12 protein-coding genes are annotated in these 16,471 nt (G+C 45.9%); 10 read left to right on the top strand and 2 right to left on the bottom strand.

What is annotated here, in order from left to right:
- Window positions 1-176: 176 nt before the first annotated feature.
- The 8 genes from H6571_08345 (at window position 177) to H6571_08310 (ending at window position 11,308) form a co-directional block, all read left to right on the top strand.
- Window positions 177-1,265: a radical SAM protein gene (locus H6571_08345; protein ID MCB9323741.1), complete on the top strand. Its 1,089-nt coding sequence runs from the start codon at window positions 177-179 to the stop codon at window positions 1,263-1,265.
- A 188-nt stretch (window positions 1,266-1,453) separates the two neighbouring features.
- Entirely contained in the window at window positions 1,454-2,203 is a 750-nt protein-coding gene (locus H6571_08340) for an electron transfer flavoprotein subunit beta/FixA family protein (protein MCB9323740.1), read from the top strand.
- Window positions 2,204-2,266: 63 nt separating this feature from the next.
- Window positions 2,267-3,211: an electron transfer flavoprotein subunit alpha/FixB family protein gene (locus H6571_08335; protein MCB9323739.1), complete on the top strand. Its 945-nt coding sequence runs from the start codon at window positions 2,267-2,269 to the stop codon at window positions 3,209-3,211.
- Window positions 3,212-3,276: 65 nt separating this feature from the next.
- A complete protein-coding gene (locus H6571_08330; GenBank protein ID MCB9323738.1) occupies window positions 3,277-5,361 on the top strand; it encodes a 4Fe-4S dicluster domain-containing protein in 2,085 nt (694 codons plus the stop codon).
- Window positions 5,362-5,526: 165 nt separating this feature from the next.
- Window positions 5,527-6,531 carry a magnesium chelatase ATPase subunit I gene (bchI, locus tag H6571_08325; protein ID MCB9323737.1) on the top strand — a complete coding sequence of 335 codons (1,005 nt, stop codon included), beginning with the start codon at window positions 5,527-5,529 and terminating at the stop codon, window positions 6,529-6,531.
- A gap of 431 nt (window positions 6,532-6,962) precedes the next feature.
- Complete coding sequence (locus tag H6571_08320; GenBank protein ID MCB9323736.1) at window positions 6,963-8,861, top strand: ATP-binding protein; 1,899 nt, start codon at window positions 6,963-6,965, stop codon at window positions 8,859-8,861.
- Between the two features lie 310 nt (window positions 8,862-9,171).
- Entirely contained in the window at window positions 9,172-10,074 is a 903-nt protein-coding gene (locus tag H6571_08315) for a hypothetical protein (protein ID MCB9323735.1), read from the top strand.
- Window positions 10,075-10,249: 175 nt separating this feature from the next.
- On the top strand, window positions 10,250-11,308 hold the full coding sequence (locus H6571_08310) for a radical SAM protein (GenBank protein ID MCB9323734.1): 1,059 nt from the start codon (window positions 10,250-10,252) through the stop codon (window positions 11,306-11,308).
- A gap of 420 nt (window positions 11,309-11,728) precedes the next feature.
- On the opposite strand, the gene H6571_08305 is transcribed toward H6571_08310, so the two are convergent.
- A complete protein-coding gene (locus tag H6571_08305) occupies window positions 11,729-12,418 on the bottom strand; it encodes a DNA alkylation repair protein (GenBank protein MCB9323733.1) in 690 nt (229 codons plus the stop codon).
- A 233-nt stretch (window positions 12,419-12,651) separates the two neighbouring features.
- Here H6571_08305 and H6571_08300 point away from each other — a divergent pair, with 233 nt between their 5' ends.
- On the top strand, window positions 12,652-13,239 hold the full coding sequence (locus H6571_08300; GenBank protein MCB9323732.1) for a sigma-70 family RNA polymerase sigma factor: 588 nt from the start codon (window positions 12,652-12,654) through the stop codon (window positions 13,237-13,239).
- A gap of 251 nt (window positions 13,240-13,490) precedes the next feature.
- Window positions 13,491-13,760 carry a hypothetical protein gene (locus tag H6571_08295; GenBank protein ID MCB9323731.1) on the top strand — a complete coding sequence of 90 codons (270 nt, stop codon included), beginning with the start codon at window positions 13,491-13,493 and terminating at the stop codon, window positions 13,758-13,760.
- A gap of 280 nt (window positions 13,761-14,040) precedes the next feature.
- Here the strand turns inward: H6571_08295 and H6571_08290 are convergent, their stop codons facing one another.
- On the bottom strand, window positions 14,041-16,458 hold the full coding sequence (locus H6571_08290) for a zinc-dependent metalloprotease (GenBank protein ID MCB9323730.1): 2,418 nt from the start codon (window positions 16,456-16,458) through the stop codon (window positions 14,041-14,043).
- Between the last annotated feature and the right edge of the window lie 13 nt (window positions 16,459-16,471).

Raw genomic sequence — 16,471 nt, 5'->3', positions numbered from 1 at the left:
CCCGGCGAAGAAGTCACCTCGAGCAACGAGTAACCAGTAACCAGCAACGAGTAACCAGTATACGAGATGACACCTTTTGCATTTTCGCAATGCCTACCCGAGGAAGAAGTCACCTCGAGTAACCAGTTGACTATAAAAATTGACCTTAACTTATGAAAAAAGATATGCCCAGTACGATGATTCCACTGAATGTGGTTCAGTTTGAGGAAACAAAGAAATACAGCCCTGATTACGTTCGGATCAGTGCGGCCAGTGCCATGGCCCTGCGTCTGAAATCAGGGAGATTTTCCCGTGATTTTAAATTTGGGGGCATCAATCTCCTGCTGAATTATGAAGATGGCTGCAAATCCGATTGCGGGTACTGCGGATTGGCTCGAACCCGCCCCGGAAATTACGAGGACCAGTCTTTTATTCGTGTCGATTGGCCTTTGTACGATACCGATACAGTCATTGATCGTGTCGCACGATATGAAGAAAACATGACTCGTCTTTGCATTTCCATGGTGACCCACGGAAGCGCGTACAAGGATACGCTGGACATTACCGAGCGGATTGCCAAAAAGGTAAAAACGCCCTTGTCTTTACTGGTGGCGCCTCCAACCCTCAACCGCAGCCGGCTGGAAATTTTAAAGGAAGCCGGAGCGGATATGATCGGGGTGGGGCTGGATGCGGTTTCGGAGCGCGTCTTCTTTGACCGGAGGACCAATGTGCCTAACGGCAGCCTCAAATGGAGCAATTACTGGGACATCATAGAAGCTTCCCGCGATATTTACGGTCCGTGGAAAGTCAATATTCACACCGTTGTGGGATTGGGAGAGACGGATAAGGAACTCGTCGATATATTTTATCAGCTTAGGGATAATGAGATTCTGGCCTATTTATTTTCTTTCAACCCGGAGCCGGATTCCCGAATGGGCAATTACCCCCGGGCGACCATCACCCGCTGGAGACGTATCCAGCTGGTCAAACACATGATCGAAAAATACGACCTCAAACGGGATAAAATCGATTTTGATGACCAGGGGAACATGATAAAACTGAAGGATAATAACTTTGAAACAAACCAATTCCTGCAGACGCTGGATAATGGAACACCTTTTGAAACAGGTGGTTGCCCTTCTGCTGACGGAGAACCCGGTTGTACCAGGCCTTACGGCAGTTACCGGCCTTCTGAATCGTTCAGGGATTTTCCCTTTACTCCCGAGGACGACGATCTTAAATTGATCAGAGAGGAATTGAATATGCAGGATTTGTTTAAGGGATAAGCGGAAGTCAGCACGGACTTTTGTGTTCGGAATTTAGGCCGGACAAGGGATAGAAGTGGTATGCGCGCAGTGCAGCGAGCACATAAAAGCGGATAGCCCGGCCCCGAGCTTACCTGCCGAACGCAGGAGGCAGGCTCGGGGTGGCCCATAATTAATTAAAAACAACTTAACACACAAAATAAACTATTATGAATATTATCGTACCTATCAAACAAGTACCCGACCTGGTGGAAGAACTGGAGATTGCGTCTTCAGGAAAGGCACTGGATACCGAATGGTTGAAATACAAGGTCAATGAATTTGATGACCATGCCCTGGAAGAGGCTCTTTTGCAAAAAGAAGACCACGACGGAACGGTGATCGCCATTGCTTTGGACGGCGAAGACATCGACAAGGCCCTTTATGCCGCAGCGGCAAAAGGTGCAGATCGCGTGATCAAAGTAACGGGCGTAGGAGATAATCCGTCAAGCCACGAAGCTGCCCGTGCTATGGCCAACGTCATCAAGGGAATGGATTACGACGTTATTTTTACCGGAGTTCAGGCCGTGGATGACCGGGATGGTCAAATGGCTGTTCTGCTGGCTCATTACCTTGGATTGCCTCATGTGAGCGTCGTTACAGGGGTGGAGGTCAGTGGCAATGCCGCCACGGTGCATAAAGAATACAGTGGAGGGGTGATTGCAGAATTCGAGGTTCAGTTTCCTGCCGTTCTGGGTATCCAGACAGCCAGGGAGACCCCTCGTTATGTTCCGGTGGCCAGGGTGCGCCGGGCGATGAGCAGCACTACCCTCGAAGAAATTTCGGGAGGGGAGGTGAACGCCTCTGCCGGCACAGAGGTGAAACGTATGTTCAAACCAGTGTCAGGCCAGGGCGCCCAAATGCTATCGGGTTCAGCGGATGATATTGCCGCAAAAATCGTATCCCTTATCAAAGGGTAGGGATCAATTAACGTGTTTCCGAAACAATGTTATATGTTTTACCCAAACTAAAAATCTTCTAAAATGAGTAATAATGTAATCGTAATAGCGGAGCATTTCAAAGGACAAATAGATGACATTACTTTTGAAATGCTTGGCAAAGCAAAAGAACTTGCCGCCGGTTATGGCGGACAAACTATCGCCTTACTGATGGGAAGCGGTATCAAAGACCTGTCTGGTCAGATGGGTGCTGCCGATAAGGTAGTTTATGTAGACAGCCCCGAGCTGGCGCAATTCAATCCGGAAGCCTACGGGAAAACTGCCGCTGAGGTAGTGAAGGGCCTGGGAGCCAAAGCCATATTGACCGGCTACACTTCTATGGGAATGGATATTGGGGCGGGATTGAGTGTAGATTTGGACATGCCATTGGTGGCTTATGTCAATCAAATGACCGGAGATTCTGCTACCAGCCAACTTTACGGCGGTAAAATGAATGTTGAATCTGAAACATCCGGCGCTTATATCGTCTCCGTTTTAGCCGGGGCCTTTCCTGCTGCTGCCGGAAAACAAGGGGGTGCCCCTGTGGTTGAAGAAGCCTCAGCCCCTGATCTAGGCAATCTCAAAGTGAAATTCAAAAAACTGATTGAGCCGGAAGGTGGCGATGTGGATATTACCACTCAGGATATTCTCGTGAGTGTCGGTCGTGGCATTCAGAATGAAGATAACCTGCCGATGATGGAAGAACTGGCCGCTAAACTCGGCGCTGTCGTTTCCTGTTCACGTCCTATTGTGGATAATAAGTGGCTTGGAAAAACCCGGCAGGTGGGTAAATCAGGCCTAAAGGTCAAGCCTAAAGTTTACCTGGCTTTTGGGATCAGCGGAGCGCCTGAACATATCGAAGGGATGAAAGATGCGGAATTGATCATTGCCATCAATACGGATAGCAATGCCCCGATTTTCGATTATGCCCACTATGGAACTACGGAGGATCTTTTTGACCTCGTACCGGCCATTACCGGAAAACTTTAGGGGTTAAAACGGGCTGTTTTTAAAATATACCAGTTAAAATTTATCATTTTAAACTTGTTGGGGTTATGGATGAAATGACAAGAGTAATATTTCGGAATTTTCCTACCTGGATGCAAATTGTATTTTATGTTGTAGGATTGTCGACGGTAGCATTTTTTCTGTTCGGTTTTTGGCTGAAGTACAAAAAGTACAGAAGAGGCAGCGAAAATGGTCGATTCAATAACATTGGCGGCCGGTTTTTGAAAGCCCTTGGGAAAATGACCACCAACGCCACGGTGATGAAACGTGATGCCTATGCCGGTTACGCCCACTGGATGATCTTCTGGGGATTCATCGTGCTTTTGATAGGAACAGCCATCATCGCCATCGACCATGATTTTATGGAACCTGTTTTTGGTATTCATTTACTAAAAGGTACCTTTTACCTGGTCTTTTCCCTGTTTATGGATGTTTTTGGGGTACTGTTTATCGTGGGATTATTGATGATGTTGTTCCGGCGAAGCAGAAAACCTGAAAAGCTCAATTATACCAGGGTGGACAGGAAGGCAGAGGACTACAACCGTAAAGGGTACGCGACAGATGATAAAATATTTACCTGGCTGCTGGTTTTTATTGCCTTAACCGGTTTTGTCATTGAAGCGTCCAGGATCGCTGCCGACGGTTTCCCTTTTTTTGAAAAATGGGCGTCGCCTGTTGGTTATGCCCTGGCTACGGTAATCGATTCTATTGGTGCTCTTAACCCGCTGCACATGATCATTTGGTGGGTGCATGGGATCGTCGTATTGCTGTTTATAGCCTACATTCCGTATTCCAAAGCGATGCACATGCTGGTGGATTTTGCCAACCTCATGTTTACCGAAGAAAATGCTGTTCAGAAGCTTCCAAGAGTTTCTGAAGAAAAGATGAAGGAAGGCATGGGTTATGTTAAAATAGATAATTTCACCTGGAAGGAATTGATGGATTTTGATTCCTGTACAAAATGCGGGCGTTGCCATGTGGCTTGTCCGGCAAAAAATTCAGGTGCTCCATTGTCTCCGCGTGACCTGATCCTGGATATGCGCACCTATGCCGATTCGACGATCGGAAAGCCGGAATGGTTTGGCCAGACATTCAATAGTAATGGCAACGGAAAAGCTAAAAAAGAACCGGCAATCGCGGGGGATATCATTAAGGCTGAGACCCTTTGGGCCTGTACGACTTGTATGGCTTGCGTAGAGGCTTGTCCGGTAGGGATTGAGCATTTGACGACCATTGTAAATCTGCGCAGAACCCTTGTTGACCAGGGGAATATGGAGGATATGCTTCAGGATACGCTGATGAATATCGGCGATTACGGAAATTCCTTTGGGAAGCCTGACAGGATGCGTGCCAAGTGGACCCAGGGACTTGATTTCAAGGTCAAGGATGCCAGGAAGGAAGCCGTTGAATACTTATGGTTTGTTGGCGACTACGCGTCTTTTGATGCAAGAATGCAGGTTTTGACCCGTAAAGTGGCTACCATTTTCAATAACATTGGCCTCGATTTTGGAATCCTGTATGAAGCAGAGAAAAATGCCGGGAACGATGTGCGAAGGATAGGGGAGGAAGGACTGTACGAAATGTTGGCAGAAGATAATATTGCTGCGTTTGAAGGCGCCCAGTTTAAAGAGATCTTCACCACAGATCCACACTCTTTCAATACCATCAAGAACGAATATCCGGAATTCGGGGGCAATTATACCATTCACCATTACACCGGATTGCTGTGTAAATTGATTGATGAAGGCAAGCTTACGTTTTCCAATAAACTTAAAGGCGTAAAAGTTACTTATCACGATCCTTGTTATCTTGGCAGGTATAACGGAGAGACTTCAGCACCGAGGAGGTTGCTTGAAGCAGTAGGCGTAGAATTGGTAGAGATGCCTCGGAATAAAGAAAATTCTTTCTGCTGTGGCGCCGGGGGCGGACGCATATGGATGGATGATTCCAAACTTGAAGAACGCCCGAGTGAAATGCGGATCAAGGAGGCCTTGTCTCTTGGCGATATCGAGTATTTTATCATCGCTTGTCCGAAGGATTATGCCATGTATTCCGATGCCGTGAAAACTTCCGGTAACGAAGGTAAAATAGCGGTGAGGGATATCATTGAACTGATAGAAGAAGCCATTTAATGTATTTTACATTTTACAGATAAAACGGGTGCCCCTTTTGCGATTTGCAGAAGGGGCATTGTTCAAAATGAGCCTTCCTGACCAACAGGAGTATTTTTTGCGGCTTTCAGCGTAATAAAGTCCAACCCACTAGAAAGATATTTTTTTGATTATTAATAAAAACCAATGTCCAAAAAGATACATTTTCCCTTCACCGCAATCGTAGGCCAGGAGGAGATGAAACTTGCCCTGATCTTAAATGCCATCGACCGGGGAATTGGCGGGGTATTGATCATGGGACATCGCGGTACGGCCAAGAGTACTTCGGTTCGCGCCCTGGCTTCCCTGTTGCCGCCTCTGGAGGAAAATGAGGTGATGGCGGAAATAAGTGTTCAGGGCGAACGAACGAAAATGCCCTTGAATGTGCTTCGTGAGGAGGCCGTTCCCATTGTAGATTTGCCTTTAAGTGCCACGGAAGACAGGGTGGTGGGCACACTGGATATCGAGATGGCTCTGACCCATGGGAAAAAATCTTTTGAACCGGGCCTGCTCGCCAGGGCTCACGGCGGATTTTTGTACATCGATGAAGTCAATTTGCTCGAGGACCACCTGGTTGATCTTTTGCTTGATGTGGCGGTCAGTGGCATCAATATCGTCGAGCGGGAAGGACTGAGTGTGAGGCATCCTGCCAGATTTGTTTTGGTAGGTTCAGGAAACCCCGAAGAAGGAGACCTCCGGCCACAATTGCTGGACCGCTTTGGATTGTACACTGAAATATTTACCATCTCTGACATCGAAAAACGGGTGGAAGTGGTGCTGCGCACGGAAGCCTTCCGTCAAAATCCTGTGGCTTTTATTGCAAAATGGGAAGGGGAACAGGAGCGTTTACGGGAAAAAATTAAAAAGGCCAGGGCCCTGTTTCCGGAAGTTAGTATTTCAGAAAAGCTCATGGCCCGTGCCATTGAATTATGCCTTAAGTTGAAAATAGACGGGCATCGCGGAGAAATTATCATCACCCGCGCAGCCAAAGCACTCGCCGCTTTCAACGGCAAAAAAGTAGTACATACGGAGGATCTCAAAGCAGTGGCCCCCATGTGCCTGAGACACAGACTGCGCAAAGATCCATTGGAAGAAATTGATTCCGGCATAAAAATCAGGGAAGTAATGGCCGATCTGTTTCCCGGAACGTAATAGCCAACAAGATGACACCTTTTGCGTTTTCGCAATGTCCGCCCGGCGAAGAAGTCACCTCGAGTAACGAGCAACCAGCAACGAGCAACGAGATGACACCTTTTGCAATTTCGCAATGTCCGCCCGGCGAAGAAGTCACCTCGAGTAACGAGTAACGAGCAACCAGCAACGAGCAACGAGATGACACCTTTTGCGTTTTCGCAATGCCTACCCGGCGAAGAGGTCACCTCGAGTAACGAGTAACGAGCAACGAGATGACACCTTTTGCGTTTTCGCAATGCCTACCCGGCGAAGAAGTCACCTCGAGCAACGAGCAACGAGCAACTAGCAACGAGATGACACCTTTTGCGTTTTCGCAATGCCTACCCGGCGAAGAAGTCACCTCGAGTAACGAGTAACCAGTAACGAGCAACCAGCAACCAGTAACCAGCATGACCTCAATTTTCGGACAGAAAGACCCTTTAATCACCCTATGCCTGGCAGCCATTGAGCCCGGGTTGAAAGGCGTATTGATCGGCGGGCCTCCGGGAACGGGCAAAACCTCTATCGCCAGGGCCTCTCGTGCCCTTTGGAAAAACAGACCTTTTGTCAATGTACCCCTGGGGTGCAGTATGGACAGGTTAGTAGGGGGAATAGACCTCGAACTTTCAAGCAGGGCCGGAAGGCTGGTGGTCAGTAAAGGTTTGTTGGCCGAAGCTCATGGCGGCGTTTTGTTCGTCGACCAGATCAACCTGCTGGCACCTGAACTCGTCAATGCTTTGCTTCAGGCTTCAATGAGCAATGAGGTACAACTGGAAAGAGAAGGAATATCCCAGTCTTTCCCTGCTCAATTTACATTAATTGGCACTTTCGACCCCGAGGAAGGGCATATTGCGGAGTCATTGTCAGAACGAGTTGCCTTTGTAGTGTACACCAAAACCCTGGCGCATTTGCCGATGCGACTTTTTATTGCCAAAAATTACGAAAGAAGCCTTGAAATAGCCCCGGAAATTATCAATAAGGTAGAGAAAGGGTACGAAATAAAAAAGGACGTTACCATCCGGAAAGACCAGGTGGAGGAACTTTGTGTATTGGCCGACCAGACAGCTGTTGAGGGCAACCGTAATGAAGTTTTTGCGACCCTGTGTGCCAAGGCCAATGCAGCGCTGCATCAGCGGATTCCCGTTACGGATCAGGATGTGGAACTGGCGGCCCGACTGGTTTATTTGAACAGAATGTCAGGTTCCGTTATGCCGGGTGTCAGCGGAAAGGATGGGGCACAAAACAAGGAATCCGAGGAAGGGGAGGAAAGAAAACCTTCAGGAGGGCAGTCTGAACCCCAAAACCAGGATACCGAAACCCAGCCTTCCGACCCAAAAAAGGAAGATGGGCGGGGTATGCCCAATCCACAGTCCAATAGCGCCAATGCCGGAGGAGACGACCGTGCCCGAACTACAGAAGGGATGCCCAATTTTGATGATGAAGATCCGGGATCTGTTTATTTACCGGGAATTTCCTCTGAGACCAAACAGATGAAAGGGAGCGGCCGCCATGTCAATGCCTTCAACGCCTGGCGCGGACGGCATATTCGTTCTGTTCCGGGCCACCCCGGCCAAGGCAGGATAGACCTGATGGCTACCCTGAAAGCGGCGGCACTGGCTTCTTCTTTTCGGCCAACGAAACAAAAACAGGAGGGGGGATTACCCTTTGAGGTACAGAAGGCTGATTATCGAATTAAGCAATTCCGGCACCGAATCGGTCTGCTGTTTATTTTTGCTGTGGATGGTTCGGGTTCTATGGCATTGAACAGGCTTGGAGCGGCGCGGAAGTCAGCCATCTCTCTTTTGGAAAAGGCTTACGTTTACAGGGATAAAGTGGCTATGTTGTATTTCAGGCATAACGATGCCAAAATGATCCTGGCTCCGGGGAACAGCATTGCCAAAGCCTGTCGGTCACTGAAAAGTTTTCCGGCAGGAGGAAAGACCCCTCTTTCGGCTGCTTTGTTGAAAAGCCTGGCTTTGGCCAAACAGGCTGAATCCCGGTGGGAAGTCGCCGGTACCGTATTGATTTTGTTTACCGATGGCAGGGCCAACCAGCCTTTAAAACCTCTCGGTGAAGGAGAATTTAACGAGGTAGTCGCCTGGAGGGAGGTAGAACGACTGAGCCTGGCGCTTCGGGAAAAACTGACTGCTTCTATTTTTTTTGATACCAGGCGTTATTTTGTGCCTCACAGTGAAGGTAAGGATGTCGCTGATTGGTTGGGGGCCCATTATTTTTACTTGCCGAGGGCCCAGCCCGAAAAGGTATCAAAATTAGTGGAACAAAAAGTGGCGGAGGTCAGGAGTAAATAGTGCGTTAAGGACTAAATTTTTGTTTTGAATGTTTAAAATAGTTTCAGGGGGTTTCAAAGTTGTTTCAGGTTGTTTCAGGTTGTTTTAGATAGTTTCAAAGTTGTTTTAGGTTGTTGTTTTTAACCATATTGAAACCATTTTGAAACAACTTTGAAACAAAAACAATCTGGGAAATAAAACTAGTTTAATTACTCCTTTTATTTGCCCCGTATAGGATGAAAACAGCCCTTCGAAAAACTATGAAAAACAAGGGTTTATTGGTATCTTAGGCGTTCAAACAAACAGATTTTCCAAACATAAAACTACTATTATGAAAAATGTATTTGTACTGGCTCTCCTGATGGCAGCTGGCCTCCAAATTGCTGTGGCACAGACCTATAAACCCTATACCATTGGGGCAGAAACTACTGGCACAATAATCAGTGTTAAAGCCGACGTGAAAGCAGCGCTGGAATCCAATGACTTTACGGTGGTGGGGGAATATAAACCTGCCAATGATGCCAACCGATGGCTGATTGCGATAACTTGTTCCGAGCTCAAAAGCGCAGTGGGAAAGGTGGGAGGAACAGCCGGATTTGCGCTGGTGTTAAGGGTTGCCATCACAAAAGAAGCCGGTAAGGTTATCGTTTCTTATTCGACTCCTGAATATTGGGGGAACGCTTATTTTCAGAAAAACTACAGCAAAGTTTCTTCCCTGTATTCAACCCTTTCTGACCGGTTAAAAACAGCCCTGGCCCCCTTGGGAGAAAAGAGCGGAACCATGTTTGGAGCCAAAAAAGGGATGACAGGATCTGACCTTCAGGGGTATCATTACATGATGGGAATGCCCTATTTTCAAGATAATATTGAATTGAATTCCTTTGGGAATTACGATGCGGCGGTGGCTAAAATTGACGGAAATTTCAGCAAAGGGATAAAAGGCCTGGCCAAAGTTTATGCTGTAGCTTTGCCGGATAAAAAGTTGAAATTATACGGGATCGGCCTTAATGGAGAAAACGGGGAAAGTAGCTTTATGCCAACTATCGATATTGGTACCCCAAAACATACCGCATTTTTACCCTACGAAATGTTGGTTTCTGACAATAAAGTTTATATGTTGCATGGCCGGTACAGAATCGCGATTTCATTTCCTGATCTGACGATGGGTACTTTTATGAAGATCGTATCCACTCCGGGTTATATTAAAGAATTTTTAGAAAGCACAACCAAATAGGACTGAATAGTGGTTACTCGTTGCTGGGTACTTGTTGCTCGTTTTTTGCGAATAACCAGTAACCAGCAACGAGCATACGAGATGACACCTTTTGCTATTTCGCAATGCCCACCCGGCATAGAAGTCACCTCAAGTCACCAAGTAACCAGGAACGAGCATCAAGTTAACGAGCAACATGCTAAAATCATACCTTCAAGATCCACTGCTGTACGAAATGTACAGTGAAATCAGACGTGCCGGGCCGGTGCGCAGTATTTCGCTGGATATTACCCACCGATGTAATATCAGGTGCAAGGGATGTTATTATTTTGAAGAAGGGATGGATCAGTATCGCTCCCCGGAGGAGGAAGCCATTTTTGATGCTTTTATTGAAAGTGAAAAGGCCCGTGGCACCAATTTTGTCACCATTGTGGGGGGAGAACCCAGCCTGGAGATTGCCCGTATTAAGAAGATCTACGATAATTTTTACCTGAGTGTAGCGACCAACGGCATCAAAAAAATTCCTATGGAAGGATTGGAAAACCTTCCCATTGGGATTGCCGTATGGGGCAACCTGGCTACCGATAAGGAGCTGCGTGGCGGAGGCAAGATTGATGTCTTTGCCAAAGCGCTTGAAAATTATAAGGATGATCCAAGGGCCTTTTGGTATTATACCGTTGCGCCAGGACACGCTCATGAGATCGCGCCGGTGGTGAAACGTTGCATTGAAAATGGCAACCGGGTGCTTTTTAACTACTATTCTGATCTTTCCGGTTTGGGCGGGGATTTCGATTTTCGTAAAGGATTTTCCCAGGTACAATCGGAGATTGACAGAATGATCGACTTGTACCCCGATAAAATGCTCATGACTACCTATTTTAACCAGGTGGTTTCTTCGGGAAAGTTATTTGATATGGATTGGGGATACCAGGTATGTACCAATGTTTCGACCAATTTGGATTCCAATGCCGAACGTATGGCCAATGGTTTTCCCTTCAATCCACACTTCCGGGCCTACCATGCGGATTTCCAGACCACCCGCCGGTGTTGCACCGGAAGCGAACGGGATTGCGCTTCCTGCTTCGATACCTGGGAGCACTTCTCCTGGATTATGGTACACATGAAAAAACACCTCAAAAGCAAGCAGGATTTTACCAACTGGCTCACCACTATGTATTTGTTTTATTTGATCAACCGCATGATCGATTTTGAAGAAGGGGTGAAAAAGCTGGAACGATTCAGAACTCTGGTGTGAAAATTACCGGGGTGATGGAACGATGGCACACAGATTTGACGGGTAAAACGGATGTGGACGGATTTTGGCTGTTAATTTTTCAAAACCAACAAGTATCGCGTAACGAAAGATTAATTATATTTTTTGAATAAGGAAATTTAATTTTTATAAACCCATCCATCGCCCTGTGCTTTAGTCTGCCTGACGTCGCAGGAAGGCTCAGGCGCAGGAAAAAAAACAATGCTACCGGGCTTTCAGCCCTTTCTCATGGTCGTTTTTTGGTAAGGCCTAAAGGCCTGGGGTTTTTGATGATATTTTACCCAGCGCAAAAGCACTGGGCAATCGAAATTTTATTTAAAGCGATTCTTTTTGTTACACGGTAATAAGTACCGGAACTCCAGAACTCCAGAACTCCACACATCCACACATCCTCACATGCTCTCATCCCTGAATCAGTCTTAATGCTTCCCGCTTGCTCAACCCGGCCAGGTTGTCCGTTTTATTCACAAATTCCACCACCCATTCCGGATTGGTTCTACTGTATTGACGCAGCGTCCAGCCGATGGCTTTGTTGATAAAAAATTCTTTTGAGCCCAGTAGTGAGTTGATCACGTAGGCGAGAAAATCTGTATCCAGTTTATCTTTATAATGCAGTTGAAAAAGGATGGCGGACCTTTGCAGCCATAGGTTTCCCGAAGCCAGCCATTTTTTTATATTGGCATCCCTTTGGTGAGGAAATTTTTTGAAGTATTCGCCAATAGGTCGGGCAGCAATGAAATCAACGGTATCCCACCATGATTTATTGGCGACCATGAAAACGAACAACTCCAGATCTTTTTCTTCAAACTGTTTCTGGTATTTGAAGATCAGCTCCTGGGCGACATAGTGGTATTCCCTTTGAGGTTTTTCCCAAAGGGCTTTGACTATCTTTTCAGCATCCTCCTTTGAAGGTAAATGTTCCTTTGCCAAAAAGGGAGCCGTTATTTCACGCCTCAGGGGCGTTTTGAGTCCGTAGTAAGGGAACAGATTTTTCATGTAGGCAGATTGCGCGGCAGCGGTTGCCGGGTCTGCGTTTTTTTCAAATTCCCATTCAAGGGTACTGATATATTCTTCTACATTTACTGGATTCATATCATTTTACGGATTTGTTTGCCTTCATCGATTTCTCTTTTTTTAATGATTGTTTTATGGAGTGTTCTTTTACCAACTTTGATCTATTTCATTATAAAATATGGAAAGATCAATCAATTCTTTTTATAAAATAAACAAAAAAAAACCAGAACGGGAACTTTTTTAAAAATTATGAAGTTCATGTTGTTACGCGGCTCAAATGTATTATACCTAACCGAAAAAATGATACCTTTATGACCCTGACTACACGTAACTATCGTATGCGCAAGGAAAAAATTTTTGAAGAGGAAATGATGCCTCACCTTGAAACGCTTTTTATGTATGCGTATAATTCGTTTACCAGAAACGAAGAAGACGCCAATGACCTGGTGCAGGACACCATGCTCAAAGCTTATAACTCTATTGATAGTTATCAGGAGGGAACTAATGCCAAAGCCTGGTTGTTTAAGATCCTTTACAATACCTACATCAATAACTACCGCAGGAAGAAAAAACGCCCTAATGAAGTGGATTTTGAAAAGGTCAAAGGCCTCAATAACGATGAGTCTTCTGATTATTCAAGCGTGGTAACCATTGATGAGGATTTATTTGGTTCGATGATTGGAGACGAAGTCTCTATGGCCATGGATCAGCTTTCGGAAGAGGCGCGTAACGTAATTTTACTTTCCGATATCATGGATTTCAAGTACGAGGAAATCGCCGCGTTGCTCGACATCCCAATCGGAACGGTTCGCTCCCGTTTATTCCGTGCCCGTAACACCTTGAAAGAAATACTGAAAGATTACGGAGACTCTATCGGTATTAAAAATAAAAGAAAATAATTTTTTAACCATGTTACCCGGTAACATATCATAAGTGTACAGTCGGTTTATATTTTGCGGCTAAAAAGTTTTAGCTCACAAAATATAAACGGACTGTTTTTTAAAAAAATGATGGAACAACAGTTAAATATAACAGCACATAATTTTTGGATGTTTATGTCCCCCGACGATACCACTTTTGCCTGGGACGTAAATGGCTGTTGTGTCAGATTGTTGGACCGAATTCCCGGGTAGTTCAAAAATTTTATGACATGACAGATCAAAGAAAGTTTCAAGCATTGTTGGAAAAAGTCAATTTATACCTCGATAATGAACTCAATGAAAGTGCGGAGCGTGAACTCCTCAAAGAAATTAAAAATAACCCCGAATATTTTAAACTGCTCAGCCAGGAAAAGTCTTTCCGTGATTTTATTAAAACGCGACTTAACAGAAGCAAGCCCTCTCCGGTTCTTATCCAATCTATAAAAGAAAGCATACGTTCCAAAACAAACTCTTTGTCGGAACAGAAAATCAAACGCTAATCCCCCAATTCCAATATTTTATAATTTATTTCTGTCTTTTTAATTAATGTAGGTTGATTGCCACATGCATTGTTATGTATTGCATTCGCAAACGAGCTCAAAACTTAACCTCCAAAACCGGGCTCTCGTACTTTTTTATTCATAAAGTACGAGAGCCTTTTTTTGTTTTCTCTTATTTGCCTTCTCGTTATCTCCACCTGCCTTGGGTATTTACTCCTCCATTGTCAGGATCAGGATTTACAGGATTTTAGGATTAAGAGGAGGAGAGGAACCTATAAAATCAATGAATTCCATCACATCCAATCGGGGAGCCATCCGGCATAGAAGGGCTTTTGACGGGTTTGAATGCTTCAGGATTACTGGTAAACAGGCTGAACTGTTGTTGAATATAAGCATAATGGGCTCTCATTTCTGCAGACAAACTATTCCCCTTTAATTTTTCCTTAGCGATAGCGCCTAATTCATTGATCTTCGCGTACAAAGCTCCAAGCACTTCAGGCGAAACATTATTTTCTGAAGCCACTTCCAATAAACGGTTTAAGAATACTTTACCCGTCATCATGCTGTAAGCGTTTTCAGTAGGGATCGTTGCTTTGAAGACCTCGTCGAGGAGGTCATTCACGGACAGATAACTTGTATTTTGTTGTTTTTGATTGATCAGTCTTGCCAAACGTTGGGGGTGTATCAAAAAATCAATGGTGTTTGCAGCGGAGCTTTCTGCGGCTGCGAGTGGATCAAACGCAGGATCACTGTAGGTTTTGAAGGACTCCCTGTCGCGATCATACCCAAGGGGTGGGGGAGGGAGCAGGTTCAAAACGTGCTCCGGTATTTCCAAAAATGAAGGGTCCAGGGTTTTACATAGTGCTTTAACAGCAGCCAACTGGGTTTCCTTGGAAGGTATTTGAGTGACGAGTTGTCCGTCGCCCCTGACGGCATAGGTATAGTAGTTTCCGCCAATGACTTTCGCAACAGCCTCTACCTGGTAGCGGTGCATGAGATAAAGCGGAGCAAAAACATTTTCCAGAGTAGCCATTGGAGCTCCGGAGGGAATGTTTTTTTCACTGAAGTGATCGATGCCATGCTTTCGCAATTCCATAATGCGCTCCAATTCCTGAACTGCATCGGTTCCATTGTCCCAAAGGTGAGCGGAAGGATGGGCGCCTCCTTGCGGACGGGCATCCTGATCGGTGATGAATGCCAGTTTTTGTTGGAGATTTTCTTCAATGATTTTTTTCAATGCTGCGGCTTCATCCTGGTTTGGCATGAAAGAGGAATAACCGAAAATGATCATCCGCTTATCCCATTCACCTATGCCCGTATCATAGGCTTCCGAAAAATCCACTTTCCCGTTTTTCAGGGTGATGTATGGATGCGGGTAATCCATTACCGATGACCTGTCGTTGGTGCTCGCGGCAAAGTTATGGGTGAGCCCCAAGGTGTGCCCTACTTCATGAGCTGCCAGTTGCCTCAGACGGGCAAGGGCCAGTTCCTCCAATCTCGGGTCTGGTTTTTCACCATTTGCATAAGCATCTACCAGCCCCTGTGCGATGAGAAAGTCTTGTCGAACTCGCAAAGACCCCAGTAATACATGACCTTTGATGATCTCCCCGGTACGAGGGTCAGAGACCGAACTGCCGTAAGACCAGCCCCGGGTGGTTCTATGAACCCAATTGATGACATTGTATCGTACATCCATGGGATCGGCTCCTTCTGGCAATAATTCTACCCTGAAGGCATTTTTGAAGCCGGCGGCTTCAAAGGCTTCGTTCCACCAGGAGGCTCCTTCCATCAATGCCGAACGAATGGGCTCTGGCGCTCCACGATCGAGGTAATAAATGATGGGCTCTACCGGTTCACTGATTTTGGCCAACGGGTTTTTCTTTTCCAGCCGGTGCCGGAAAATGAACCGTTTTTCAAGGGGTTGGCTGATCGGAGTGGCATAATCTTTAAAAGCTAAAGGATAATAACCAGAACGGGGATCGTAAATACGGGGTTTATACTGATCATCCGGTAATTCAACAAAAGAATGATGCTGGCGCACCGTGACCGCATCAGCGGATGGGGTTACCGAGCGAATCCAGTTTCCTGGTTTTTTGCCGGTGAAGGTAAGCAGGGCTTCAAATTCACTGTTTTTAGGAAAATTTTTCGTGTTTTCCATAAACAAGGCCGAACGATCTTTTGAAAGAACATACGTACCCTGGTTGCTGCCCGCCAGCCGGTCAGCCACACCATGAGCATCATTGAGTAAAAATTCTGAAAGATCGATCAATACCTTACCTTCTTCTTCTGCCTCGATTTTAAACCCCCAAAGGACAGATTGGGCAAAAGCTTCTTCAACGGCCTTTTGCTCATCGGGGTTGTCTGAAATGGCCCGGTAGCGGTAGTTGGGCTCAACCATCATCACCTTTGACCCAAACCGTTGGAACTTTACCACCCGGGTATCGCCCAATTGGTTGCGATCGAGCCCTATATCGTTTGACCCTATGGCTGCCTTCAGGGAATTGACATAAATAAATTCCTGGTCCAGTTTGTCGATTTCCAGCCAAATGACATCGTCCTTAGGATCGGAATAGAAATTGAAAAAACCCTCATGTGCCGTCATGTTTTTTGTTTTGACGGCAATGGTCTGGTAAATGGGCTGTGCAAAAAAAGCCGTATTGAATAACAGGGATAGCAGGAAGAAGCAGAAAACTCTCATAAGTGATTTTTTT

It is taken from the genome of Lewinellaceae bacterium, assembly GCA_020636105.1.
GTDB lineage: Bacteria > Bacteroidota > Bacteroidia > Chitinophagales > Saprospiraceae > BCD1.
The sequence above is the reverse complement of the archived record's forward strand: the minus strand, read 5'-3'. Positions and strand labels throughout refer to the sequence as shown.

Excerpts from the sequence above, each read along its gene's own strand:
- H6571_08320 (MCB9323736.1), top strand. The coding sequence starts at position 6,963 with ATGACCTCAATTTTCGGACAGAAAGACCCTTTAATCACCCTATGCCTG.
- H6571_08305 (MCB9323733.1), bottom strand. The coding sequence starts at position 12,418 with ATGAATCCAGTAAATGTAGAAGAATATATCAGTACCCTTGAATGGGAA.
- H6571_08345 (MCB9323741.1), top strand. The coding sequence starts at position 177 with ATGATTCCACTGAATGTGGTTCAGTTTGAGGAAACAAAGAAATACAGC.
- H6571_08340 (MCB9323740.1), top strand. The coding sequence starts at position 1,454 with ATGAATATTATCGTACCTATCAAACAAGTACCCGACCTGGTGGAAGAA.
- H6571_08330 (MCB9323738.1), top strand. The coding sequence starts at position 3,277 with ATGGATGAAATGACAAGAGTAATATTTCGGAATTTTCCTACCTGGATG.
- H6571_08290 (MCB9323730.1), bottom strand. The coding sequence starts at position 16,458 with ATGAGAGTTTTCTGCTTCTTCCTGCTATCCCTGTTATTCAATACGGCT.
- H6571_08335 (MCB9323739.1), top strand. The coding sequence starts at position 2,267 with ATGAGTAATAATGTAATCGTAATAGCGGAGCATTTCAAAGGACAAATA.
- H6571_08310 (MCB9323734.1), top strand. The coding sequence starts at position 10,250 with ATGCTAAAATCATACCTTCAAGATCCACTGCTGTACGAAATGTACAGT.
- H6571_08295 (MCB9323731.1), top strand. The coding sequence starts at position 13,491 with ATGACAGATCAAAGAAAGTTTCAAGCATTGTTGGAAAAAGTCAATTTA.
- H6571_08300 (MCB9323732.1), top strand. The coding sequence starts at position 12,652 with ATGACCCTGACTACACGTAACTATCGTATGCGCAAGGAAAAAATTTTT.
- bchI (MCB9323737.1), top strand. The coding sequence starts at position 5,527 with ATGTCCAAAAAGATACATTTTCCCTTCACCGCAATCGTAGGCCAGGAG.
- H6571_08315 (MCB9323735.1), top strand. The coding sequence starts at position 9,172 with ATGAAAAATGTATTTGTACTGGCTCTCCTGATGGCAGCTGGCCTCCAA.